17 protein-coding genes and 1 CRISPR repeat array are annotated in these 24,557 nt (G+C 74.4%); of the genes, 5 read left to right on the top strand and 12 right to left on the bottom strand.

The window, feature by feature from the left end; all coding sequences use genetic code 11:
- Positions 1–41: 41 nt before the first annotated feature.
- From ACIQ87_RS30640 to ACIQ87_RS30655, 4 genes are all read right to left on the bottom strand, one after another.
- Entirely contained in the window at positions 42–413 is a 372-nt protein-coding gene (locus ACIQ87_RS30640; protein ID WP_402412927.1) for a MerR family transcriptional regulator, read from the bottom strand.
- A gap of 26 nt (positions 414–439) precedes the next feature.
- On the bottom strand, positions 440–1,207 hold the full coding sequence (locus tag ACIQ87_RS30645) for an SDR family NAD(P)-dependent oxidoreductase (protein ID WP_402413119.1): 768 nt from the start codon (positions 1,205–1,207) through the stop codon (positions 440–442).
- Between the two features lie 1,772 nt (positions 1,208–2,979).
- Complete coding sequence (locus tag ACIQ87_RS30650; RefSeq protein ID WP_402412930.1) at positions 2,980–3,717, bottom strand: hypothetical protein; 738 nt, start codon at positions 3,715–3,717, stop codon at positions 2,980–2,982.
- Positions 3,718–3,905: 188 nt separating this feature from the next.
- Complete coding sequence (locus ACIQ87_RS30655) at positions 3,906–4,286, bottom strand: hypothetical protein (protein WP_402412933.1); 381 nt, start codon at positions 4,284–4,286, stop codon at positions 3,906–3,908.
- A 353-nt stretch (positions 4,287–4,639) separates the two neighbouring features.
- On the opposite strand from ACIQ87_RS30655, the gene mobF reads away from it, so the two are divergent.
- Together mobF and ACIQ87_RS30665 are read left to right on the top strand one after the other, a co-directional pair.
- The gene (mobF, locus tag ACIQ87_RS30660; RefSeq protein ID WP_402412936.1) at positions 4,640–9,688 is read left to right on the top strand and encodes a MobF family relaxase; all 5,049 of its coding nucleotides are present in this window, start codon (positions 4,640–4,642) and stop codon (positions 9,686–9,688) included.
- A 199-nt stretch (positions 9,689–9,887) separates the two neighbouring features.
- Positions 9,888–10,349, top strand: coding sequence for a hypothetical protein (locus ACIQ87_RS30665; RefSeq protein WP_402412939.1), 462 nt, complete (start codon positions 9,888–9,890; stop codon positions 10,347–10,349).
- A gap of 408 nt (positions 10,350–10,757) precedes the next feature.
- Here the strand turns inward: ACIQ87_RS30665 and ACIQ87_RS30670 are convergent, their stop codons facing one another.
- Genes ACIQ87_RS30670 through ACIQ87_RS30705 form a run of 8 tightly spaced genes read right to left on the bottom strand, consistent with a single transcriptional unit; the run spans position 10,758 to position 19,894 of the window.
- Positions 10,758–11,285: a hypothetical protein gene (locus ACIQ87_RS30670; protein ID WP_402412943.1), complete on the bottom strand. Its 528-nt coding sequence runs from the start codon at positions 11,283–11,285 to the stop codon at positions 10,758–10,760.
- Complete coding sequence (locus ACIQ87_RS30675) at positions 11,282–13,033, bottom strand: type IV secretory system conjugative DNA transfer family protein (RefSeq protein ID WP_402412947.1); 1,752 nt, start codon at positions 13,031–13,033, stop codon at positions 11,282–11,284. Before ACIQ87_RS30675 ends, ACIQ87_RS30670 begins: the two co-directional genes overlap by 4 nt.
- Positions 13,030–14,553 (bottom strand): type VI secretion protein, encoded by a 1,524-nt coding sequence (locus ACIQ87_RS30680; protein ID WP_402412950.1) that lies wholly within the window; start codon positions 14,551–14,553, stop codon positions 13,030–13,032. Before ACIQ87_RS30680 ends, ACIQ87_RS30675 begins: the two co-directional genes overlap by 4 nt.
- Positions 14,553–16,082, bottom strand: a complete 1,530-nt coding sequence (locus ACIQ87_RS30685) for an SCO6880 family protein (protein WP_402412953.1) — start codon at positions 16,080–16,082, stop codon at positions 14,553–14,555. Before ACIQ87_RS30685 ends, ACIQ87_RS30680 begins: the two co-directional genes overlap by 1 nt.
- Positions 16,079–17,971: a hypothetical protein gene (locus ACIQ87_RS30690; protein ID WP_402412956.1), complete on the bottom strand. Its 1,893-nt coding sequence runs from the start codon at positions 17,969–17,971 to the stop codon at positions 16,079–16,081. The genes ACIQ87_RS30685 and ACIQ87_RS30690 overlap by 4 nt, the downstream gene beginning before the upstream one ends.
- On the bottom strand, positions 17,955–18,686 hold the full coding sequence (locus ACIQ87_RS30695; RefSeq protein WP_402412958.1) for a hypothetical protein: 732 nt from the start codon (positions 18,684–18,686) through the stop codon (positions 17,955–17,957). The genes ACIQ87_RS30690 and ACIQ87_RS30695 overlap by 17 nt, the downstream gene beginning before the upstream one ends.
- Positions 18,687–18,690: 4 nt before the next feature.
- Positions 18,691–19,047 carry a hypothetical protein gene (locus tag ACIQ87_RS30700; RefSeq protein WP_392924196.1) on the bottom strand — a complete coding sequence of 119 codons (357 nt, stop codon included), beginning with the start codon at positions 19,045–19,047 and terminating at the stop codon, positions 18,691–18,693.
- Positions 18,992–19,894 carry a hypothetical protein gene (locus ACIQ87_RS30705; RefSeq protein WP_402412961.1) on the bottom strand — a complete coding sequence of 301 codons (903 nt, stop codon included), beginning with the start codon at positions 19,892–19,894 and terminating at the stop codon, positions 18,992–18,994. The genes ACIQ87_RS30700 and ACIQ87_RS30705 overlap by 56 nt, the downstream gene beginning before the upstream one ends.
- Positions 19,895–20,342: 448 nt before the next feature.
- On the opposite strand from ACIQ87_RS30705, the gene ACIQ87_RS30710 reads away from it, so the two are divergent.
- From ACIQ87_RS30710 to ACIQ87_RS30720, 3 genes are all read left to right on the top strand, one after another.
- Positions 20,343–21,413, top strand: a complete 1,071-nt coding sequence (locus tag ACIQ87_RS30710) for an NlpC/P60 family protein (protein WP_402412964.1) — start codon at positions 20,343–20,345, stop codon at positions 21,411–21,413.
- Positions 21,414–21,540: 127 nt separating this feature from the next.
- Complete coding sequence (locus tag ACIQ87_RS30715) at positions 21,541–21,954, top strand: hypothetical protein (protein ID WP_402412967.1); 414 nt, start codon at positions 21,541–21,543, stop codon at positions 21,952–21,954.
- Complete coding sequence (locus ACIQ87_RS30720; protein ID WP_402412970.1) at positions 21,951–23,534, top strand: hypothetical protein; 1,584 nt, start codon at positions 21,951–21,953, stop codon at positions 23,532–23,534. Before ACIQ87_RS30715 ends, ACIQ87_RS30720 begins: the two co-directional genes overlap by 4 nt.
- 500 nt (positions 23,535–24,034) lie before the next feature.
- Positions 24,035–24,491: a CRISPR direct-repeat array (repeat unit 29 nt; unit sequence GTCGGCCCCGCGCTCGCGGGGATAGCTCC).
- Positions 24,492–24,557: the final 66 nt, after the last annotated feature.

Genomic DNA, 24,557 nt, shown 5'->3' on the forward strand with positions numbered 1-24,557 from the left:
GTAGCGACAGGTTCCTCCGGCTTCTGTGACGAGGCGGGCGTTCAGGCCACTGGGCGGATCCGGCCACCGGTCGCCTGTCGCAACGCGGCTTCCAGCCGGTCGCGGGCCTCGGTCTGGGCAGCGATCCGTTCGTTGAGGACTGCCAGCCGTTCCAGCGCGACCCGCAGGCCCTTGTCCGAGGGCGGTGCAGCGGCCACATCGCCGTCCAGGCACGGCAGGAACACCTGCACGTCGTCCAGAGTGAGCCCGGCGGCCAGCAGGTAGCGGATATTGCGGACGCGCACCACCGCCCGCTCGTCATAGATGCGGTAGCCGTTGGGGGCCCGCTGCGAGGAGATCAGTCTGGCCTGCTCGTAGTGCCGCAGCGCACGGGCGGTTATCCCGGTCGCCCCGGCCAGCTCACCGATCCGCACTCATCCCACCTCCCGCACCACTCCTATCACGCAACGACCGCTCCGCCGTCGACCGGGAGTACCACTCCGGTGACGAACGAAGCGGCCGGTGCGGCAAGCTGGGTGACTGCCCAGGCCACCTCCTCGGGGCGGCCGATCCGGGCCAGCGGGGTGTGCGCCAGCTGCCACTCCCGCACCGCTGCCATTCCCTCCGGTGTCAGGCCCTGGTGCTCGCCGATGGGGGTGTCGATCGCGCCGGGGGCGACCGCCACCACCCGGATCCCGCGGGCTGCCAGCTCGACCGCCCAGCTGCGGGTCAGCAGCTCCAGAGCGGTCTTGGTAGCCGCATAGACCGAGCTGCCGGGCCAGGCCCGCTGCCCCACCGACGTACTGACATTGACGATCACCCCGCCCGACTTCTCCAGGAGTGGTAGCGCGACCTGGGCCAGCAGGATGGGCGCGACGAGGTTGGTGGCAAGCTGAGCTGTGATCATCTCTGGCGTCAGCGTGCCGAGGGCGCCGCTGCGCACGATGCCTGCGTTGTTGACCAGCACGTCCAGCCGGCCGTGTGTCTCCAGCACGGCCCGGATGATCCGATCCGGCTCGCCATCGGCGGTGATGTCGGCGGCCAGCGGCGTGATTCGGTCGTGCCTGGCCGCGGTCTCCTTGAGGGGCTCGGCCCGCCGCCCGATCGCGACCACGTGGGCGCCCTCAGCGGCGAAGGCGCGGGCGGTGGCCCGGCCGATCCCGGTGCCGGCTCCGGTGACGGCGACGATCCTGCTGCTCTGCGGTGCGGTGCTGTTCATGCCGGTCATCGTGCAACCGCTGCCTCCAGCGGCAAGGTCAAGCATCGCCTGAAGGGGATCGAAATGGTGACCTCACGAAAGTGCGAGTCACGTATGCCTCCGCTGTTGAGTGCTCATAGTGATCGTGAGTGGTCGCCAGGGGCGTAATGACGCCAGGTTCCTCCGGCCTCGGCGGCGAGCTGGGCGGTGGTGTCGTTGTGGTAACCGAGCATCCGGGCCACCCCCGGAGCCGGGGCCTGGAGGACAACGTGGCGAATCGCCGCGGTGCGTCCTCGTTGGGTCGGGAAGGCCGGGTGACGGAGTCGGAGTTCCAGAGTTTCCGGGGTCGCCCTCGAGCGGTCGGCGGAGTGACCGGGCCGGCCGGGTGCGGCGGTGCCCGGGCCGGGGGTTGTAGTCCGGGCACCGCCGTCCTGCTGCGACCGGCAGGCACCCGGCCCAACGAGCGACCCCCCGATCCGTCACCCCGCCGACACCGCCTCGCGCCGGGCGGTCCCCGGGTTCGGGGCCGCTCGGGTGCCTGCCGGCCGGCGCCGGGGCGTGTCACCGCCACCGCGGGGCCCATATGGCCACACTTGGCGGACCATCCGACCATCCCAATCTCTTCGTGAGGAGGCCGGTGCCGGTGGAGAGCGCAGTGTGCATCGCCCAGCAGCCCGAGGCCGACGCCCTGCTCGCCCCACGACAGCAGCCCGACAGCGGTGCCGGCCCGACAGCGGTGCCGGGTGGGCAGGTTCGGTGGCGGTCCGGCGGCGAACGGCACACGCCAGAGCAGGCGGGGCGCAGCCGGCCGCGGTCCGCGTGGCCGCCTGCAGCTGTCAGCCCGGCGCGTCTCCGGCGCCCGGGCAGGCACGGCCGGCCCGCCCGGCCCACGGCGCCGGCGAGCGGGATCTGCGGCGGGCACGCCTGGACCGCGGCGAGCGGGACCAGGGAACGGCGGGAGACATCCCGACAGCCGGGCTCAGCCGGCGGCGCCTGTTCCATCGGCCCCGCGCCCGCGGGGATCGCCGTCACGGACGCGGCCCGTGTGCCCTGTCGACGCTCCTTGGCGCGACGTCCAGTCAGCGATCGACAGCGGAAGCGGAACACACATGCGTGGTGCTTCCGCCACGGCCGTCCGGGCCGGGGCGTCACGGGCGGTTCGGCGCGAGCGCCGGGTAGCGCAGTTCCAGGCCGAGGGCGGCGGCGGGCGGCCGCTCGTGGTAGCGGACCCAGAACGGGGTCGCGCCCTGCTCCGCCTGCGGCCGGCAGCGGTGGCAGAGGAGGCCGCGGGTGAGGCCGGTGGGGGGGGTCGTGGTCCTCCGCGTGGGCGGGGCGGCCGGCTTCGGGGGTGGAGCCGCAGACGGCGCAGCGGCCCTGGTGGTAGGCGAGGAGGCGTTCGGCGGGGCGTTGGCGGTGGTCGTAGGGCGGAAGCGGCCAGGACAGGTACGCGGGGTCGGCGGCGCTCCAGCGCTCCTCCCAGCGGGCCCACAGCCGCTTGTGGACCGCGCAGCGTTCGCAGCCGGCGGGGCAGCCGCCTTCGAGGGGCGGGCAGAGCGGGGCGGCGTCGAGGGTGTGGCGCAGGTCGAGGCGCAGGCGTTCGAGGGGCTGGGCGCCGGGTGGGGCCCAGCCGTCGGGGGCGGGTGGGGGCAGGGGGTGGTCGAGGAGGACGGCGGGGGCCATGGCGAGGCGGTCGGGGGTGACGGTGTTGGGTTCGAAGACGAGTTCCGGCACCCGCGCGGCGATGGCTTTGACGATGCGTCCGGGCATGGTGTTGGAGTCCAGTCGCCTGCCGTTGCGGCTGGTCAGCAGGGGGCGGCGGCCGGTGCCCGGGTCGTGGCCGTCGACGCGGTGCGGCAGGTAGTCGGAGATGGCCTGCCAGACCTCGCGGGAGGGCTGGTGGGTGATGCTGCCGTCGCCCTTGGGGCGGGGCAGGTGAGGGTGCGGATCCGGCGGTGCGGGTTCTCCTCGTGCAGGTCCTCCAGGTCGATGCCGACGGCCTGGCGGGGACGCAGGCCGTCGAGGAGGAGGTGGACGAGGAGGCGGTCGCGGTGCGGGGCGGTGTCGTAGGGGCCGCGGCGGTGGCGGCCGGGCAGGACGTCGTCGGCGGCGTACTGCATCGCGGCGGCCTGTTCCAGGGTGAGCGGGGTGGTGCGGGGCAGCGCGGTGGGGGAGGGGCGCAGCGCTGCGGCGTTGAACGGGGGCTCGGGGATGTGGCCGGCGTCGGCGGCGTAGGCGTAGAACGCCGCGAGGGCGGCCAGGCGGCGGGCGGGGTTGTGCAGGGAGACGTGCGGTGCGAGTGGGCGGCGTGAGGGCCGGTCGGGGTTGGGGCGGCGCAGGGCGGGGGCGTAGGCCCAAGTGGTGGCCGTCGATTCGTCGGCGTTCCAGGCACCGATGCCGGTGGTCTCCTGGGTGAAGTACAGCCACTCCCGCAGGTCGGCCTCGTAGCGGGTGGGGGTGGTGCCCTGCAGGGCGCGGCCGTGCTTGCCGCGGCCGGCGGCGAGCCACTGGGTGAGGACGTCGTACGGGTCGGGGCGGGTCACCAGGAAACTGTATGCGGGGTGCCGGGGGTTGCTCCGTCTCGGCGGCGCCGGGGGTGGCCGCGGTCGCCCTGCAGTGGCGCCTGCGGTGGCGCCCGCTTGTCCGGTCGCGTGGACACACCGCCGCATGGACGTCGGCCGCATGGCCACAGCCGGACCGGGTCGGCGTCGGTGCGGCCCTGGCGCGTCGGTCAACAGGCGCCGGCCGGGTCGCGTTCCGCGTCCTGCTCTTCGCCGCTCGCCGGTGCCGCTGAGGGGGAGGGGAAGGTGAGCCTCGCCATGCGTGCGGAGATCTCCTTCCGCCCCTTCAGCGCGGCCTGCACGTCGCGCCTGGGGATCCCGGCAGTCTCGGCGAGTTCCTCGATGTCGCCGTCGAAGAGAGGTACGGCCTTCTCCAGTTCCCTCGCGAGCTCTCCCTGGGCCATCTCGACCCGCTCCCTGGCCCTGTCGATCGCGGTGAGGGCGGAGGTCTGGCGGGTCTGCCGCTGCCGGAGGTCTTCGCGCTCCTGCTCCTGGCGCCGCTTCAGGGCCGCGCGCCGGTCCATCGTCTGCTCGTTCCTGCGTGAGGTCATGGCGCGATCCTCGCGCCCCACCGCGCCCGAGTACAGCACCTGCGGGTGGGCCGTCCCGCGCTGTAACCCGGTGGAACGAATACGCGATCCGGAAATGCTCGATGACGAGCGGATCGGAAGGCGACGAGGAGAGGACCAGGAGGGGACGGAAGCGAGCAAGGAGGAGCAGCGGACACGGACGGGAAGGCGAGGCAGGAGCGGAACGGACAGCTAGCGTGATCAGGAACAGCACACCTCTTGCTATCCGCCGTTGATCCCGAAGGAGTGCGCCGGATGCCCTGTTCCGTCGGCCGCCGGACGGGCCGGTACACCGTCGGTGCCCCGACGAGTCACGGCGGGCCCGGGGCCGGCCGGTGATCACCCTCCACCCGATCAGTGCGGGCAGCGGCATCGACTACCTGCTCTCCACCGTCGCCGGCGACGACGTGAGGACCGGTTCGCGCTTGCTGACGGCCCACTGGGAGGGCGGCGGTGACACCCCGGGTGTGTGGCTGGGGGCGCAGGCGGCCGAGCTCGGCATCGCCGGCCGGCGGGTCACCCAGGAGGCCGCCGACGCCCTGTTCAAGGACGCCCTCAATCCGGTCGACGGCAGCCCGCTCGGTCGGCGCTGGAGCCGTTACCCGAGCGCCGACGAGCTGTACGAGCGGTACGCCGCCGCGGAGCCGCAGGCCACCGAGGAGCGGCTGCTCCTGCTGAGGGCGAAGGCCGAGAAGGAGGGCAACCGGACCGCCCGGTGCGGGTGGGAGATGGTGTTCTCCCCGGTGAAGAGCTTCAGCGTGCTGTGGGGGTGCGCCGACGACACCGAGCGGGCCCGGCTGGAGGCCGTCGAGGAGCGCGCCTTCCGGCGGATCTTCGAACGCCTTGAGGGTGAGGCCTGCATCACCCGGACCGGCCCGACGCCCGCCTCCCAGGTGCAGGTCCGTGCCAGGGGCTTCATCGCCTGCGTGTTCGTCCACCGAAGCAGCCGGGCGGCCGATCCGGCCTATCACCGGCACCTCGCGATCAGCAGCAAGGTGCGGGCGGCGGACGGCCGCTGGCTGGCCCTGGACGCGCGCCATCTGCACCGGATCGCGGTCGCCCTGTCGGAGGCCTACACCGCCGAGCTGGAACGCGGGATGCACGCCGAGTTCGGCATCCGCGCCGGGGCGCGCCAGGACAGCATCCGGCCCGCGAAACGGCCGGTGCGCGAGTTCCTCGGGGTGCCTCTGAGCGCGGTGCGCGGGTTCTCCCGGCGACGCGAGGCCACCGAGCGGGCCCTGGCCCGGATGATCGCCGAGTTCACGGTCCGGGAGGGCCGCGCGCCCGAGCGCGCCGAGCAGTACAAGCTGGCCCAGGCCGCCACCCTCCAGTCCCGTCCGGCGAAGACCGCGACCACCGTGGACGGCGAGCGCCGGCAGTGGCGCCGCCGGGCCAAGGCCTACGGCATCAGACGCCCCGACAGGCTGCTGCGGACCGCCGCCCGCACCGGCGCCACCCACCCCGCGCCGGACCCCGACCCGATGGTCGTCCCGAAGGCGATCGACGCGGTGCTCGCCGAGCTGGAGGGCCATCGCGCCACCTGGACCCGGGCCAACGTCGAGGCCGAGGCGTGCCGCCGGCTCACCGCGGTCGGCGCCCACCTCGACGACGACTACCACCGGGTCCTCGCCCGCGTCGTCGACGGCGTCCTCAGCCCCGTCCGGTGCGAGCTGCTGACCCCGCCCGACGCGGTGCCCCTGCCCGCCCGGTACGCCCGCTGCGACGACCGTCCGTCGCTGTTCGCCGAGGTCGGCTCCCGGGTGTGGACCTCCCACGGCATCCGGGCCGCAGAGCGGGCCCTCGTCGAGGCGTCCACGACCCCCGCGCCGGTGCGCCGCCTGACGGCCGAGCAGATCGACCGGGTCCTCGCGGCCGGCGAGACCGAGCGGGGCTTCGCGCCCTCCGACGAGCAGCGCGAGGCGGTCCGCCGGATCTTCGGTGCGGACACCCGGGCCACGTGGGTGGTCGGCCCCGCCGGCACCGGCAAGACCACGATCATGCGCCTGGTGAGGGAGGTCGCGCACGCCCATCGGATCCCCGTCCTCGGCCTGGCCGGCGGCCAGGTCCAGGCCGGCCTGCTCGCGGCCGAGGCGGGCATCCGGGCGGAGAACATCGCCAGGTGGCGGACCATGTCCGAGCGCTACGGTCGGGGGCTGCGCCACTGGACGCTCCAGCCCGGCACGATCGTCATCGTCGACGAGTCCGGCCAGGCCTCCACCCCCGATCTCGCCGCGCTGCTCGGCCAGGTCCGGCAGGCCGGCGGGCGGCTGCTGCCGATCGGCGACCCGCGCCAGCTCGGCTCGCCCGGAGCGGGCGGCGCGCTCGCCGACATCGAGGAGAGCGTCCCCGACGCCGTCGTCCGCCTCACCGAGGTCCGCCGTTTCCGCGACCCGGGCGGCACGGTGCGCCGGTGGGAGGTCGACGCGGCCCACCGGCTGTCCGTCGGCGACGCCGGCGCCGCCTTCGACGCGTACGAGCTGCGCGGGCGCGTCCACTGCGGCCCGGCCGCCGCCGTCATGCGTCGGCTCTTCGAGGACTGGCGGCGCGACGTCGACGACGGCCTGAGCTCCGTCATGATCGCCGCCACCGACGCCGCCGTCGCCGAACTGTCCCGCCTCGCCCGCGAGGACCGCATCGCCCGTGGCCTGGTGGACGACCGGCGCACGGCCGACCTCGGCGCCCGCGGGCGCGCCGGCGTCGGCGACCTCGTGGTCACCCGGGTGAACGACCGCCGTCTCGCCACCGCCGACCGGCGCCAGTGGGTCCGCAACGGAGACGTCTGGACCGTCGGGGCCGTCGGCGCCGACGGCTCCCTGACCGTGCGCCACCAGCGGACCCGGCGCACCGTCACCCTGCCCCCGGCCTACGTCGCCGACGCCGTCGACCTCGGCTACGCGATCACCTCCGCGCGCTGCCAGGGCGTCACCGTCGACGTCGGCCGCGCCCTGCTCGACACCGGCTGGAACCGCAACGGCGTCTACCCGGCCCTCACCCGGGGCCGCTACGGCAACCACGCCTACCTCGTCACCCAGACACCCCCCGACGAGGACAGCGGCGAACCCGGGCACCCGCGCACCGCCCGCGAGATCTGGCACGCGATCGTCGAGCGCGACGGCACCCGGCTCTCCGCGGGCGCCACCGCCCGCCGTCAGGAGGAGCAGGCCCAGTGCCTCGCGACCACCACCAGCCGCCTCGTCCACGTCCTCGACGAACTCAACGCCGAGGCCGCGCAGCGGGCGATCGCCGCACTGCTCGGCGGCCACGCCGCCTCCCGCCTGGCCGCCGCCGAGGCCTGGCCCGCCCTGCGCGCCCGGTGCGCGCGTCTGGCCGACGACGGCTACGACACCGACCGGCTCCTGCGCGCCGCCTGGGCGGACGGGCGGGGCAACGAGACCGACCACCGCACCGGCCGGCCGCTGCGCGACCTGGCCGCCATCGTGGTCGCCCGCCTCGACGTCCTGGCCGAACACCACGGCGAGCGCTTGCGCCTGCCCGACGGCGCCCCTCGGCCCGCGACCGCCCCGACCTACTGGGCACCGCCCTGCGCCCGGCCCGGCGCCGCACTCCTGGAGGCGATGGGCCTGGTGCTGCCCGACGCCGACCCCACCGACCCGCGCGTCACCCTCGCCCACGACCTCGCCGCGCACGCCACCGTCCGGGCGGCTCGACTGGCCGCCCGCGCCCGCGCGAACGCCCACACCGGCACCGGCTGGGCGGCCGCCCACGGGCCCGAACCCGCCGACGCCGACCGGGCCCGACCGTGGGCCGACCGGATCGCGGCGGTCGCCGCCTGGCGAGACCTCGCCGGCTTCCACGCCACCCGGGCCACCGGTGACGCCCCTGCCGCCTGGCGCACCGAGCAGCGTGGCCTGTGGCGTGCCGCCCAACTCCTTCCCGACGAGCAACGGCACGCCGCCGAACTCGCCGCCACCGGCCCCACCTGGCTCGATGTGCTCGGCCCCGCACCCGCCGCCGCCCACCCCCACCGCGCGCTCTGGGACCGGGCGGCGGCGGCCGTCGCCGCCTACCGCGACCTCTGGGACCACGGACACGAGACGCAGGCCCTCGGGGAGCGCCCCGATGAGCCGATCCAGGCCGCCGACCACGACCTCGCCCAGCAGGCGATCACCGCCTGGCGCGACCGTCCGGCCCCGCCCGTCACCGACGAGGAGCAGCGACGGCAGGCCACCGCACGGGCACGGGCCGCCCGCGTCGAAGCGGCCGAGGCCGCCGAAGCGCTGGCCGCCGTCTACGCAACCCGGCGCCTGGCCGCCCGCGCCCGGCAGCAGGCCGACGACGACCGGGTCCGCGCCGACGCCGCCCGCCGGACGGCCGCCACCGACGACCAGCGCGCCCGCGCGTGCGCCCTGCGGACCCGGGCGGACGCGCACGCCGCCCTGGCCGTCCGGGCCGCCGAGGCGCTCGCCGCCGCCGAACGGCGACTGGCCCGCACCGCCCCCAACGGCCTGCGGGCCAGGGCCGACGCCGAGCGTGGCCGGGCCGCCGAACGGCTTGCTGTCGGGCAGCCGACCGAGCGTCCCGACCGGCGGCGCCCCGTCCCGACCGCCGTTCCCGCCTGGCGGGAACGCCCGTTCGGCGGCTGGTCGGACGCCGAACTCGACGCGGCCCTGCGGACCGCCCTCGACCGCGCCGCGCGCCAGGAGGAGGCCGCGGCCGACGCCGAGGACCGTGCCGCCCGCGCCGAGGCCCGGATGCTCGCCGGCGGCCGCATCGACCGACAGGTCCAGGCGCTCGTCGACCGCGTCACCGGCCAGGGCCGACTGCTCGCGGCGGACGCCGCACTCGCCGACCTGACCCGGCGCCGGGCCCGCCTGGCCGACGAACTCGCCGCCGCCGACCCGTCCGGCCGTCCCGCGTTCCCCGGCGGGGAGGGCGAAGCCCTCGTCGAGCTGCGGCGCACCCGGCAGGCGCAGTTCGAGGCCCTGCTCCAGGCCGAGAACCATCACCGGAGAGTCCGCGCCCAGGCGCTCGCCGACATCGGCGACCCCGCCGGCGTCGACGCCGCACTGGAACTGTGGGCACGCATCGGCGGCTGCGCCGACGCCTACCGCGACCACCTGCGCCGGATCGCGGACCAGGATGCCCGGCATCACCACCGCGCCGCTCGCGCCTACCGCGACCGGGCGGGCCGCCTTCGCCTGCGGATCGATGCCCTGCGTGACGAACAGCGGGCGCGTACGGCGATGCCGGTCGACGAGCGCGCACGCGAGGCGGCCGAACGCCTGCCCGCCGTCCGGCGGCGCCGGGCCGAGAAACGGAAGACCGTCATGCGCCGGCAGGCCGGGCTGGGCGGGCCGCAGACGGTGCACCGTTGGCGCGAACGCCTGCCCCTTGACGGCGGCCCGCCCTCCTACCGGCCGTAGCAGTGCCTCCCCCGGTCCGGGCGAGAGCCCGGCCTGCGCCGCGTCGTCCGGGGCGGGCTCGTGCCGGTCGTCCCGCAGGGCCGCGGTCAGCACGCCTTAAGGGTTGGCGAGGCCGGAGACCGTGTGCGCATCCGCGCTTGTTCCTGGAGGCTGTCCGAAGCAGGCCCCTGAGTGGTAGCCGTGTGGAAGTATCGGGGATATGGAGGCTTTTTACGCCGAGGCAACAGGCCTGGTTTCAGTTGAGCGTTCACAGTTCGGACTGTGGGAGCAGGATGAGTTCGCCGAGGACGGCAGCTGGATGGACCTACCTTTGTGCAACGAAACTCCGGGTGTCACATTGACCGACGGGGCGATTAAGGTTCGAAGCGCGATTCATGATCACTATGCAGCTGTGACCCTTGAGATTACTGAAAGGCCAGTGAGCCCGGAAGGGTTGAGGCTTATCGCGAGGACTCCATACAAGTCCCTTACGGGGCGCACGGAAGCATGGACTCTATTCTCTGGACCCACTGGTCTGACCTTGGACTTTGAGGGGGCCTCGCGCAACTTTATGCTAAATGTCTTTTGGGGGAATTCGCTGGAGTTGGGTGATCAAGAAAAAACGGAACTGCTCCACGGGGTGGAGCAGTTCCGCTTCGCATTCGAGCCAGCGGCGGGATGACCAGACACCTTCTCGCCGCCGAGTGATCCTTTGCGGCTACGGAAGGATTTCTACCGAAAACTTATCGTTGTGGAGAACTCGCTGACTCCCGCGCCAGATGGGCCAGGTCGGTTCCAGCATTTCCGTTCTGAGTGCCGTCTACGTACTGGACCGAGAAGTTCCCGTCGCCGCGGCCTGCACCCTCCCATGTCGACGCGAACGGGAACCCGTCAGGTCAGCGAGACGTTCCCGGTGGCTTCCTCGGCGTGTCGCAGGACCGCCAGGCGTCGCTGGGCCTGGGGGTCCTGTTGCTGTTTCTGCGAAGGGGGCACGGCAGGAGTCCGTCGTAGTCGGAGATCCATGTGTCACCAACGTCCGGCAGTTTCATACCTAGGCGGCGGGTGGGCGGGTTGTCATCGGACCGGCGTACTACAGCGGCTGCTCATCGGTGCTCAGATCGGCGGCCAGGGCCGGGCTGGGGTGCTCGCGCTCGCGGGTGCCGAGGCCGCCCGGCTCCTCCAGCCATCGGCGCAGGGTCTCCCCGTCCGGCCCGCCCCAGGGCCGGGCGGCCGGGTCGGCATGCCCGTTGGCGCACTTCGCACGGCGGGTGGTCGGGAGGAGGTTGTTCGCCGTGATCAGCCAGTCCGCCTCGGCGGTGTCGCGGCCCGCGCTGGGGCGGGTGTAGGACCGGACCCATCCGATCTGCAGCGCCAGGAGGACCTCGATGACGTCCTCGTGCCGGTGCCAGCAGGCGGGCACCGAGGCGCGGGCTTCCGGGTTGACTTCCACGAGCCAGCGCAGCCAGTGCCCGAGCTCCTCCAGCCGGGAGCGCCGCTCCTGCGGCTCCATGTCGCGCAGGACGATCCGCGGTACGGGCGCGGGGTCGGGCTCGGGGACGTCCGTCCACGGATCGGCCGGGTCCAGGCCGTCGGTGGGCTCGGTGTAGGTCTCAGTCACGGATTGTTCTCCTCAGGACTCGGTCCGCGGGACCGGGGTGTCGTGGGCGGCTGCTGTGGCCGCGGCGGGACCACCGGCGGCGTGGCGCCCGCCGCAGCCGCCGGCGCGGGCTTCCCGGCCAGAAGACTGACCAGGTCCGGGTCGGCGTAGGTGCGGCGGAGCCTCACCCGCACGGGGCGCTGGTTGCCGTAGACGGCGATCGCGGTGAAGTCGGGCAGCTCCCGCAGGACGTGGGTGGGCGCGAGGTCGGTCTCGACCAGCTGCTCGGAGGTGGACGTACCGCCGCCTCCCCTGCTGGTCGACCTCCGCGTCACCAGGGCCCGGCCGAGCAGGTTGGTGAAGGCCCGCAGCGTCTCGGGGTCGGCGTTGCCGGGCAGCAGCATGCGCAGGCCGCTCGCGTTCATGACGGTGTTGGCGGCTTCCCGGCCGAGTACGCCGATCAGCTGGCTGAGGTCGTGCCACACGGTCAGGGCGACGATGCCGATGCCGCGCCCGACGGTCAGCAGCCTCGGCAGGGCCTTGTAGCGGAAGCAGTTGCCGGCCTCGTCGATGACGAGGCCGAGCGCGGGGTCGAGGGGGCGGCCGGTGCGCTGGTAGCGGGCCTGGGCGGCGTGCACGATGCTTGCGGTGATCGCGGTCAGCAGCGGCGCGAAGCGTTCGCCGTCTGCCTCGCTGGCGATCAGGCAGACGGTGCCGCACCGGTCGAGGATCTCCTCGGCCGTGAAGTCGCTGGCCGCGGCGGTGGCGCGGACCTCCTCGTCTGCATAGACCTTGGTGATCACGCCCAGGGTGAACTTGATGGAGCCGACGCCGTCGGGGTGCAGGGCGAACGCGGCGGCGTAGTCGTCCGCGACGTCGGGGTGGCCGCCGTCGACCAGGACCTCGCGGACCTCGTCCACGGCGTCTTCGGCGAGCGCGAGCCAGCGCCTGAACGTGGTGATGTCCCCGCCGGCGAGGTTGGCGGCCAGCAGCACGCCCTTGACGACGGCCTTGGCCTGGTCGACCCAGGGGCCGGAGCGCGGGTCACCGGCGGTGGAGGCGGCGTCGGCCAGCCAGGTGGCCATCCGATCGGCGGCCTTGGCGTCGGCGCAGTAGTCGACCGGGGACCAGCGGGCGGTCGGGCGGTCGGGCAGGCCGGCCGGGGCGACGACGTACACCGGGCCCAGGGCCGCCCGCCGTGCGTACACCACGTCGAGGTCGGCCCCCTTGACGGTGGTCATCACGCAGGGGCCGTACCACTCGGCGGCGATCGGCAGCACCAGCCCGGTGGTCTTGCTGCTGCCGGGCAGGCCGAACACGGTCGCGGAGATGTTCTCCTTGGCGGCGAGGATCCAGCCTCGGCGGGCCTTGCTGCGACCGAAGGCCATGCGGTTGCGACGCCGGTCGGGCTCCTCGGGCACCCGGAGCCGACGTTCGGTCGCCCGGCCGCCCCAGCGGGCGCCGTCCGCGCCGGGGTCGGCGAGGCGGCGTACCCACAGCCACGTCCCGCCCGCGACCGGGCCGACCCAGAGCAGCACCAGCAGCGGCCACCACAGCCAGTCCGGCGGTGCCGGGGCGAAGGCCGCGGCCGGGCCGCGCAGCGGCCAGGTGACGGCGGCGAGGCCGGCGCCGCCGACCAGGTGGCAGGGGCTCGCGGTGAGCAGGGCGCAGACCCGGGCGGCGATCAGCCCGGACGCCGGCAGCCACAGCACCGCGGCGCCGAGCACAGTCGGGGCCCAGGTCGGTTCGGAGCGCCGGTCGACCGTCACAGGGCCATCCGCTCGTCCGTGTGGTAGAGATCCTTTTCGGTCTCGGTGAGGTGGAGCTGGACCGGGAAGGCGCCGGAGCGGCCGGGCATCCACAGGCCCCGGCCGGCGTGCGCGCGGCCCCAGCCGGAGACGAGCTCCACCTGCGGCTCGGTGAGGCCGACCGCGTCCCGGATCGCGCCCAGGGAGCGGACGTCCTGAGCCATCGTGATCTTGGTGTCGAACGACGAGACCATGTGCCGGGCGATCATCACGGCCTCGGAGCCGGCCGGGCCGACCGCCTCGAAGTCCGACAGCCGGTGGGTGGCGGCGAGGTCGAAGACCCCGTCGGCCCGGTGCAGGCGCAGGTCGGAGTCGAGCTTGCGGATCACCGTGGCGCCGCCGACCTGGAGCGCCCGCCACAGCTCGTCGCGCACGACCAGGCGCTGGGGCCCGCCGGGCTGGTCGATCGCGGCCTGGGTCCAGCTGGAGATGCACATCATGATCATGGCGACGGTCTCGTCGCCGTAGGCGCGGGTGCGGGAGATGTCCACGCTGACCATCGGCGCCGACCAGTCGATGCGGCGGGTGGAGGTGTCCGCCGTGCTGAACAGGTCGCCGACGTGCCCGTCCAAGCACGTGGCCAGCGCGGCCCGGGCGGCCCTGGTCGACTCCCGGGTGGCCTGGATGTCCTCGCCCCGGATCCGCAGCTCGCGGGCCATCTCGGCGCTCGGGTCGCGCAGGGCCGCGTGCACGTCGCGCAGGGTCGGGGTGGCCGGCACGGTGCTGCCCGCCAGTTGGCCGGTGACCTCCTTGATCGCGGCGGAGATCGCCTCCGTCTCCTCCGGCGTCAGCGGTCGGCGCATCTGCAGCTCCAGCAGTGTGCACAGCAGGCTCAGACGGCGCCGGTGGATCTCGGTGAGGCGCTCGCGCCACTCCACCGGGTCGGTGACGTGCTCCAGGCCTTCGCCGAGCGAGCCGGCGTCCAAGGGGTTGATGCGGCCGGGCAGGCCCGGGCCGAGCTCCAGCGGCTCGCAGCCCAGCCAGCGGCACACCCGTCCGTACTCGCCTTTGACGTCACCGGCGATCAGCACCTTCACGCCGAACGCCGCCAGCCGTGTGGACAGGGCCTTGATGAGCGCACTCTTCCCGGCTCCCATGGTGCCGGTGACCAGCACGGCGGGGTTGGAGACGATCTTGTGCTGGACCCATGCGCCCGGGTGCATGGAGAACTGGCGGCCGGTCAGGACGTCGTGGCCGATGTAGGCGCCGACCGCGGGCAGGGCCGAGCCGCCCCCGAAGGGGTAGAGGCCGGCGAGGTTGTGGGTGTCACAGCGGTAGACCTCGGGGCTCGCCACCCGCACGGCCCGTCCGGCGTGGGGGCCGGGCCACCCCAGGACCGGTGCCGCCGGGGCCGGGCGCCGCGGCGCCCGCCGTCCGCGCTGGGCGGGAACCGGCGCCGGTCCGCTCGCCAGAATGTCCTGGAGGCCGATCGAGGGCAGGTCGGTGTCCTCACGGCGCAACCAGTCGCCCAGGCGGCCCATCAGATCACCGCCCGCCGCTTCACCGGCAGGCCCAGCCCGAGCGGCAGCGTCGCCGCGAAGCCCGAGTCCTGCGCGGCGTACAGCTCGCGCAGGCGCAGGCCGGAGGTGTACGCGTCGCGCTTCAGGCGGGCGGTCGCCAGCGGCAGCTCGTCGGGCTCCTCGACCGTCACGGTGACCACACCGGTGAAGCGCGCGATGCCGTGGCCCGCCGTGCGGGCGTGGTCCTGGTCCTGGGTGTCGACCAGCGCCTTGCGCTCGTCCAGGGACTCGATCCGCCCGCCCCGCGCGCGGACGCGGCGCTTGACGTCGGCCCTGGTGCGTTCGCGGCTCAGCGTGGCGCGGGCAGTGCGGGCGCCGAGGCACTCGTAGGTGAGCGAGACGCTCCGCCGGGCATCGCCGGAAGGGCTCATCAGCGGGGTGAGCACGCTCGCGTACACCCGGCCCTCGGGCCAGCCGTGGACCTCGAAGCTCGCCGACACGCCGCTGTCGTGCCGGTAGCGGCTCCAGTGCTGCTCGGCCGCGGCGGGGCCGGCGGCCGTCTCCTCCACACCCGCCGGTGTGCCGGTCCACCCGGGTGCGGAGGCGTCCGCCGCGTGGGCGGCGAGCACGGGCCCCTCACCCGGGTCGTACGCGGTGCGGATCACCTCGGCGATCTGGCCGACGGTCAGCGTGGCGACGACCTGGAGGTCGGCGGCGGCGATCGCGCCCTGCATCGCGAGCAGCTCGCGTACCAGGACGGCCGTCGCCCCGAGGGTGCCGCCGCCGGAGCTCCTGATGTCCTGGCGGACCCGGGACGCGGCCAGGGTGACGGTCAGATAGGTGCGGCGGGTGGACGCGGCGGGCGCCGCCTCGGCGGCCAGGCCGGTCACCAGTTCGTGGGCCGCGGCCGGTGCGCCCTGGTCGAGGTGGCCGGTCGTCCACGCCATCAGCGCGGTGCCGTCCTCGGGAGCGGACCGGTCGGTGACCGAGATCCGTACGATCGGCCCGCCCTCGACGCAGTGCCCCCTGAGGAAGCCGCCCCAGGCGGCGATCCGGGAGTTGACCCGGGCGGTGTCGGCGAGCGCGATCCCGGGGTAGCGCACCTCCATGACCGCCGAGTAGTGGCCCTGCAACGGGTCGTGGACGACGCCGATCTCACGGCCGGCCCCGGTGGGTACCTTCAGGAGTTCCAGGCGGGCCAGCACGCCGGGCAGGTCCGTGCGCCGCGCACCGTCGGATCGCCGGGGCGCGAACGCGCCGCTGAAGAACATCGTCTGCCTCCTGACGACAGCAATCTGGAACCGGACGGCGAGGACGAGCCACTCCGCCGCGGTCAGGCCGTACACCCGCAGGTAGACCGCCGTGAGCAGCAGCAGGGCGACGGGCACCGCGACGATCTCGCCCGCCCACGCGTGGCTGTAGACCGGCAGCATCGCGACCAGGCCCGCGCCGGCGACCGTCACCAGGCCGCTCAGGCTCAGCTCGCCCAGGTACGGGCTGCGCTCGCGCTGCCAGCCGCCGTACGTCGCCGGCTCCTCGGGGGACGTCACGGTCCCTCACCTCCTGGTGGCGGATCGGTCGGCCGGGGCGGGACCGGCGCAGGGGTCGGGTGGGCGGCGGCCGCCGGGACGCCCGTCGGGCCGGGCTGCGGGGGCGCCGGCGGCGCGGGGGCAGCCGCCGCGCGCGCCAGGGGCGGTCGCGGCGTGGCGGCAGCCGCAAGGGGCGGGGCAGCGGCCGTGCCGGAGTGCGCGGACGAAGACCGGGCGGTGGGGGCCGGACGGGGCGCGGGAGCGGCTGCCGCCCCTGCGGTGCCCGGCGGCCCGGCGGGCGCGGAGTTCTCGCCGGAACGGCTGGGCGGGAGGTTGACGGATCCGCCCAGGTCGCGCCCGGAGCTGAGCCCGGCGTGCGCGGCCATCGCGTCCAGACCGCCGGAGGCCAGCTCGGTGCCTGCCTTCACGCCCTGGGCGGCCATCAGCCCGGCCATCACCGCGCGGGCCGCCGAGGAGCGCCGGCCGTCGTCCGCCCTGCGCCGGTCGGCGTCGTCCGACTCCACCGCTCTGGCCAGCGCCGGCCCCGGTGGTGCCGCGCCGCTCCCGGAGGGAACCCCGCCGCCGCGGCCCCAGACCGCCGAGGCCGCGGTGCCGCCGACCGCGCCGATGATGCCGCTCGCGACCGACCCGCCGCTGTTGCCGCCGCCGGACCACGGCATGAAGCGGCCGGCGATGGGCCAGGCGACGGCGCCGACGCCGACGACGAGCAGGCCGCCGACGACGCCGGTGACGGTCGTGGCCGCGCCGACCATGCCCTGCCCGATCAGCAGGGTGAGCACGACGACCGGCTTGATCATCGCGATCGAGTACACCGCCCGGCGGGCCGTCGGCGCCCACTGCCGCGTGAACTCGCTGATCGCCCCGGCCGCCGATACGGGAAAGCTGACGACCAGGAGGTCGAGGGCGTCGTGCCGGAAGACGAACTCCAGCCACATCAGCCCGGCGACCAGCGATCCGACGACGCCCAGCACCAGCAGCCAGCCGACCTCCGAGACGGCGTCCATGCCCGCGAACAGGCCGGTGACGCGGGTGACGAACTGGTCGGTGGTCAGGCCGGAGGAGCGGATCATCCAGGTGGAGACGTCGTCGGCGGCCCAGATCAGGGTCTGGGTGACGGTGTACACAGCCGCGCAGCTCAGTGCCCACTCGACCAGGCCGGTGACCGCCGTGGCGATCCCCTTGCCCTCCTGCGAGACGCAGGTGCGGGTGACCTCCACGCACAGCAGGATGACCGCGATGATCGCGGACAACTGGAGCATCAGGGCGAGGGTGTCGGAGATGCCGTCAGCGTCCAGATCCACGACGGACCCCTCCAGGACGGCCTTGGCCATCTCCCCGAGCACCCACTTCGCCGCGCTGGCGAAGGTGTGGGCGAGTCGGCTGGTGCCCTCGTCGGCGATCGCGGCGCCGGGGTTCTTCAAGGCGGCGGCGAGGCCTCCCTCGGCTTCGGTCTCACAGTGGGCGACACCGGGATTCTCCTTGCACCAGGCGGCCATGTCCTTGTCGGCGTTCTCGCAGTACACCTCCATCCCGGGCAGGGGCAGGAGATCGGCGTCGCAGTACTTGTGTTTGAAGGTGGCGTACACGCAGGTGGTGAGCGGGTCGTCCCGCAGCCCGAGCGTCCGACAACCCTCCTTGTCCAGCGGTACACAGCCGCCGCGCGCGTCCATCTGTTCGGCCGGTGGCTTCGGTAGCAGACCGGTGGCGGTCGGCTTCTCGGGCTGCCCGACGGGCCGGGTGTGTGCGGGGCAGGGTGTTCCGGCGGCGGCGCCCGGGACGGGAACCGGCGGGGGTGCGGCGGCGAACGCGGTGGCGGGATCGGCCAGCGCGGTCAGGACGAGCACCAGGACCAGCACGGCGCGCCGCAGGCCGTTAGTGCTGGTAGGCAACGGGCCTCCAGCCGGCCGCGTCGGCCTGCGTTGTGCCCGGCTGGGCCACGCGCGGGGTCTGGCGCATCTTCTTCGAGGTGAGCCTCCAGTCGTCGCCGTCCCAGACCACCGGGGCAGCGACGGCGAAGACACCAGTGCCGTGCTGGATGCCGCCGACGGTGGGTGTCTGGGTGGTCAGCAGCCAAACGTCGACGGCGTCGGCGCTCACAGATTCGGTCTGGTAGGCGCGGACCTGGAAGGCGATGAAGTCCGAGCCGGTGCTGCCTCCGGCCTCGGGGAGGCCGAGCAGGCGTCGCCAGTCCCGGGCGTCCGCGATAGCCAGCGAGGTCAGTTTGAAGAACTCCTCGTCATTCTGGCGGGCCATCACCATCATCTGTCCGGGCACCGCGTCGGGGCTCAGCAGGTCACGGGCCTCGGTGTAGTGGGCGGCCGCAGACACGGCACCGGCCAGGGTGTGGGGGTAGCCGACCGGAATGCCCTGCTCGACCCGGGCGGGCGCGGGCAGCGGCACAGCCTGCACCACCGTGGACGGGCTCGCGGACGGCGGTACGGCGGCAGCCGAAGCGGTGGCGGGGGCGACGGCGCCGGCCCGCGGCCCGGGTTCGGCCTGCCAGATCAGGACCGCGACCGCGCCCGCGGCGGCGGCCGCCGCCAAGGCAGCCCCGGTCACCAGCGTGCGCAGGGCCCGCCGCCGGCGGAGCTCGACGGAGTCCATCCCGTCAGCCCTTCAGGCTCGCGCCGAGGGCGACGATCGGCCAGGCCAGGCCGATGATCACGGCGGCGCGGAAGCACTTCGGCATGCCGGCCTTGCCCCGGGCGCTGACATCCGGCTTGTCCGAGATGCTGCCGAAGGAGTCCATGGCGGCGCACGCGCACAGCGCCGCGACCACGAGAGCCAGGCAGCCGCCCATCGTCCAGTTGACGATCGTGGTCAGCGCGCTGCCGACCTCTCCGCCCGGCACCTCGGGCTTGAAGTTCTTCCCGACGTCGTAGAACGACCCGCTCGGGGCGCTGGTGGGGTCATTGAACGGCAAGGTGGTCAGCCGGGCTGCCAGCAACGACATAGAGGTCGTCATGCGAGGGATCCTCCGAAGTGGCGGCCGTCCCGGCCGGGGCCCGCAGCGGGCCCCAGGACCTCTCGGCCGTGGTGATCAGGGTGTCGGCCAGCCCGGTGCCGGCCGCCTCGAACCGGCGGCTGAGCCGGTCGGTCCGCAGGGCGTGCGCCCGCCAGGTGGGGCAGTGCGGCACCCGTACCACCGCGCCGACCCGGGGCGCGAGCATGGTGGCGACCGCCCTGCACCGCCGCGGCATCCCACCGGCCATGCCGACCAGCACCAGCACGCACCGCTGAAGCGGCAGACAGACGCTCTCGGCGGCGGCGATCGCGACGGCGGCCGCCTCCAGGCCCTCTCTCGACGTCGGCGCGCAGATCACCGGCACGGCCCCTTCCAACAGCATCCACTGGGCGGTGCGCGAGTGGACCCCGGTGTCACCCAGGTCGTCCGCGACGGTCAGCGCCGTGTCCGCCACGCTCACCTGCCAGCCACCGATCCCTGCCAGAGCCGGCCACGCCGACGGCGCCGAGGGCAGGGCGAGCGGCGGTTGCGACCAGGGCCTGCGGTCGGTGAGCACCTGGACCCGGCCGTCGAGGCAGGACGAGGCGGCGGCGCGGACCTGACCGGTGCTCAGGGGCCGGTCGGCGGGTACGGAGGCGAGCCCGGTGCCGCCGGCCAGCGGCCAGCGGCGCCACGGCGACGACGCGGTCGACGCGCTGTCGAGCACCACCGTCGAAGCGAGCCGGGCCAGTCCGGCCGCGGCGAGCAGGGCCACGGTGCTCCGGCCGCTGCCGGCCGCCGCCCCCAGCACCGGGACGATCAGCCGGGCGCCGGCGTGCAGCCCGGCCACGGACGCGGACCTGCCCACCGATGTTCACTCCCTCCCACCTGACCGGTGTTCAGCGATGCCAGTTCATGGGCCATCACTGGCCGTAGCCGCACTGTCTAGCACAGTGACGACCGGCTCTGTTTACACTCGGCGATCGACTTGGAGCGGATCGTGACCAGGGGTGCGCCGGTGCCGTACGACACCACCGACTTCGGGGGCGGGGCCGGCATGCGGCCCTGTCCTCGCTGCCTCGACGGCCGGCCGGAGGTGATGCCGGCCGTCGAGGCAGCGGCCCACCTGCGGCGTCTTTCGTCCGCATGCCCTCGTGTCCGGCCGCTCCGGGCGCCTGCCCGGTCGGCAGGTCGGCGGCTCCTGCGGTGCGGCAGGCGGCACCCGGACAGCCACCTCGCCACCGGCCGCGCCGGCCTGTCCGGCCGGTCCGCACCTGACACGCCGACGGGTGCCACACGATCGGGGGACCTGGACCATGCCCAAACGGACGATCCTGCTCGCGGGCGGCGCGGTCGCCGCACCCGCCGGACTGCTCGCCCTGGTGCTGCTGGCGGCCGCCACCGACGTACCCGCCGCGGCGAGCGCCCCGGGGCACGGACCGTACGGCAGCGCGCTTCGGCCGGGCAGCGTCCCGGCGCCGTACGTTCCGATGATCGAGCGCGCCGCCGGGGCCTGCGGCCAGGGCCTGACCTCCCCCCGGCTCGCCGCCCAGCTCCACCGGGAGAGCGGCTTCGACCCCAACGCCCAGAGCCCGGCGGGCGCCCAGGGCATCGCCCAGTTCGTTCCGGACACCTGGCGCGCCTGGGGCCGGGACGTCGACGGCGACGGGGTGAGCAGTCCGTTCGAGCCGGCCGACGCAATCGATGCCCAGGGCCGGATGATGTGCTCGCTGATCCGCCAGGCCCGCGACTCCGGCATCGCCGCCGACCCGTGGCAGCTCGCGCTCGCGGGCTACAACGCGGGCTGGCACGCCGTCGAAGCCGCGCACGGCATCCCGCCCTACCCGGAAACCCAGCGGTACGTCGCCGCCATCGTCGCCGCGCTCCCGGACTTCACCGCCCCCTCGCCCGCCGGGCCGCTGGCCGACGCCGCCCTCCCACCGGGGTGGGACGTCCCGGCCGGCACCCACCCGCAGGCCGCCGCCGCCATCCGCTGGGCCCTGGCCCAACGCGGCGGCTGGTACCAGTACGGCGGCGACTGCACCGACCCACTGGGCGCCACCCCGTCCCACTGGTGCGACTGCTCCAGCCTCGTCCAGCAGGCCTACGCCCACGCCGGGATCCGGCTGAGCCGCACCACCTTCACCCAGGTCGAGGAGGGGCAACCGGTCGACCCCGGAAGCATCCAACCCGGCGACCTCGTCTTCACCAACGGAACGGACGGCGGTCCGGGCCGCCCCGGCCATGTCGCCCTCTACATCGGCGACGGCCGTCTCCTGGAGGCCCCCCGTACCGGCCTCCGGATCCGGACGGGCAGCTACCAGATCTGGAGGGCAGCTGGCGGCGGCCCCAACCAGGTCGTCGCCGTCCGCCGGATCGTCACCTGATCCCCCGTCCGGGGGCCGGATCCGTCCACACCCCCGGGTTATCCACAGGAAGTCGCACCACCCGCCCCGGGGACGGCCGGATCCGCCACCCTGACCGCCACGACGACAACCAACGAAGGAGTCCGCCATGACGACCGCCTGGTTCGACCGCATCGCCGCCCGCCTCGCCGAGCCCGACATCCAGGGCCCGCTCTCGGCGGCCTGGTCCCTCGCCAACCAGACCGGGTACTGGGCCCTGGCCGTCACCACCGACACCGGCGGCGACACCCTGGCCGCCTGCGGCACCCACAACCACGCCATCGAGCTCCGCGGCTTCCTGCCCGAGCCCGACGACGGCGACGACCCCGAAACCGACCTCACCTTCGCCGACGGCCGTCGGCTCGCCGAATTCCTGGAGCAGGCGGAGCTTCGGCTTTCGGCAGCGGCCGCCACCGCGGCGACGCCGGATGAGGCCTACACCGCCCTGGTTGCCGTCCGCCTCCTCGGGCACACCGCCGCCGCGGTGCGCACCACGCTCCGCCCGGCGGAGACCGCTCGGTGAGCGCCGAGTTCGGCGAGTTCGTCGCCCTCGCGGGCAGCTGCCTCACCGACGCCGACTACCTGCCGATCGAGCGGAGCTCGGAACTCTACCGACGGACCGTCGGCCATCAGGTCGCGGACCTGCTGGACCTCCTCCTCGCCGTGGAGACCCGGTACGGCTGGGAACCGGTGGACACCCTGCCCGACCGGGCGCCCACCGGCCCCGGCCCGGCGGCGGCACCGGACAGTGCCTGCCGGGCCCGGCTGCACGTGGCCCTGGCCGAAGCCGCCCGGCAGCTCAGAGCCGCCTACGGCAAGCCGCCGGCCCTCACGGCCCTCCAAGCGTTCCAGGCCCCCCGGTACGTCCCCCATGCCGTCCAGGCCCTGCGCACCGGCCTGGACCTGCTCGCCACCCACACCGATCCCGACGGCCGGCCCCTCACCCGGCACGGGCTCGCCCTGGAGAGCACGCAGCTGCGCACCGCCGTCCTGGTCAGGGTCCTCGCCCTCACCGGAACGGTCGCGGACCTGGTGGGCCGCCTTGGTTCGGCCACGTCCAGCGCGTCCTTCACCGAGCGCATCGGTGCCCTTGGCCGGGTCGTCGACCAGCTGGGAGTGGTGCAGCGAGAGGTCCGGGCGCTCGCCGCCGACCCGGACGTCCGGCTCGGCGCCGTGGCGCTCGACACCGTACGGCCCCGCGCGCTGCTGCAGCCCGACCCACCCCGTACCGTGGAGACCCCCGCACAGCTCGGCACCGGCGCCGCCGCCTCGGCCGACCGGCTCGCGGACATCAGCTGGCGCGCCGTACAGGCGGGCGACGACTCCCACGCGCACACCGCCTCCGCCATGGGCACAGCAGCCTCCAACGCCCTCGCCGTCTACCAGCTGACCCGGTTGCTGTTCACCCACGCCGCCACCCATGCTCCCGCCACCGTGTCCGCCCACCTCGCCTCCGTCCACGCCGCCGACGACGCCTGGGAAACTGCCGAGCACGCCTGGCGCCGCGTACGCGCCTGCTGGTTCCCCCTGCGCTCCGCTCCCGACAACACCCTCTCCGCCGTCACCGCGGAGTCGCACGCCCTGGTCGACCGGGTGGGCCGGCTCCTCTACGCCGACCCGGCCTGGCGGCTGTCCCACGGCCACGGGGGATCCACCCGTCGGGCCTGCGACATCGCCGCGTCCCTGCCGGTGTGGTGCGACGCCCTCCGCCAGATCTCCGCCCGCCTCCAGCACCTCGCCGAGGACCACGCCGTCCTCGCCGAACGCCTCGCCGACACCCGGCGGCTGATGATGCGAGCCTCCGGCCCCGGGCACAACCGACTGCCGGCCCGGCCGCTGCCCGCCGATCGGCGCGCTGAGCTCGCCGAGGAATACCGGTCCGCCGGCCGGGCGAGCGCGGCCGCCGAGACGGCCCTCGCCACCGTGGTCTCGGCGCTCGGAGCCGACCTCGCCGCCCAGCACCTCCAGCACCGGCTCGCCTCTGCTCCCGACCGTCAGGCCGCCGACCGCATGACCCTCAGACGCTCAGCGGCCCGGCTCGCCGCTACCGGGCAGAACCCGCAGCCGACCCGGCGTCCAAGGCGGAGCGGCCTGGGCCTGTGAACTATGGACCCGCCGGGCAGAGTCCAAGAAAGCAATGTGGTCCGATACGGGTGACGATTCCTACGCCGTGCCTCCGTGCCAGTCGGTGCCGACACCTGAAGCACCGGAAAGCGCTGTGCCGTCGCCGGCGACCCGATCCTCAGTCGGCTGCTCGCGGGCAGGCGGTGGGTTGATGTCGTATGTCCGCAGGACCAGGCAGTGGCGGTATGTGGCGACGACTTCGGCGACGGCGGCGAGGTCGGCGGCACCGCGGAGCTGAAGGTCGTCCTGTGTCAGCCTCTCCGCCCCGGGGCGTGGCCGACGCCGTCACCGGCGAACCCGTCCCCTATGCCCATGCCTGATGCCAGCCGTACGATGCTGTCGAAGGTTCAGAGTCGGCTCGCCGGGGCGCAGCTGGGAGAGATCGTCTCTGGGGCGTTGGTTCTGTACACGTGAAGGGCTCCGGATTCGAACTGAATGGATTGGCGCACTCTGCGCCCAATCGCCGCAGGTCAGGAAGTGTCGGCCCCGCGCTCGCGGGGATAGCTCCCACGGGCAGGGAGGCCTCCGCCCGGGTAGTGGGTCGGCCCCGCGCTCGCGGGGATAGCTCCGGATCCGTGCGGTATGGCAGGAGGCCGTCGACAGTCGGCCCCGCGCTCGCGGGGATAGCTCCTCACGCGGTATCAGCTCTCTTTCAGTCCGAGCGTCGGCCCCGCGCTCGCGGGGATAGCTCCTGGGCGACAGAATGTCCCGTCGCGATGGGTTCGTCGGCCCCGCGCTCGCGGGGATAGCTCCGCCTCCCGGCACCGCCCGCAGATCAGGTCCCCGTCGGCCCCGCGCTCGCGGGGATAGCTCCGGGGGAACACCCTTGCCCCGGAGGCCGTACCGGTCGGCCCCGCGCTCGCGGGGATAGCTCGGCGGCCGAGGCTGTGGTGAGTCCCGCCGGGTTGTCGGCCCCGCGCTCGCGGGGATAGCTCCTGCCACTGCAAGCTCACCTACTGTCGGAAACGGTTGAAGCCGGGGGAGGGCCGTGGGGCGGCGCTC

It is taken from the genome of Kitasatospora sp. NPDC096204 (assembly GCF_044763205.1).
In the GTDB taxonomy this organism is placed as follows: Bacteria; Actinomycetota; Actinomycetes; order Streptomycetales; family Streptomycetaceae; genus Kitasatospora.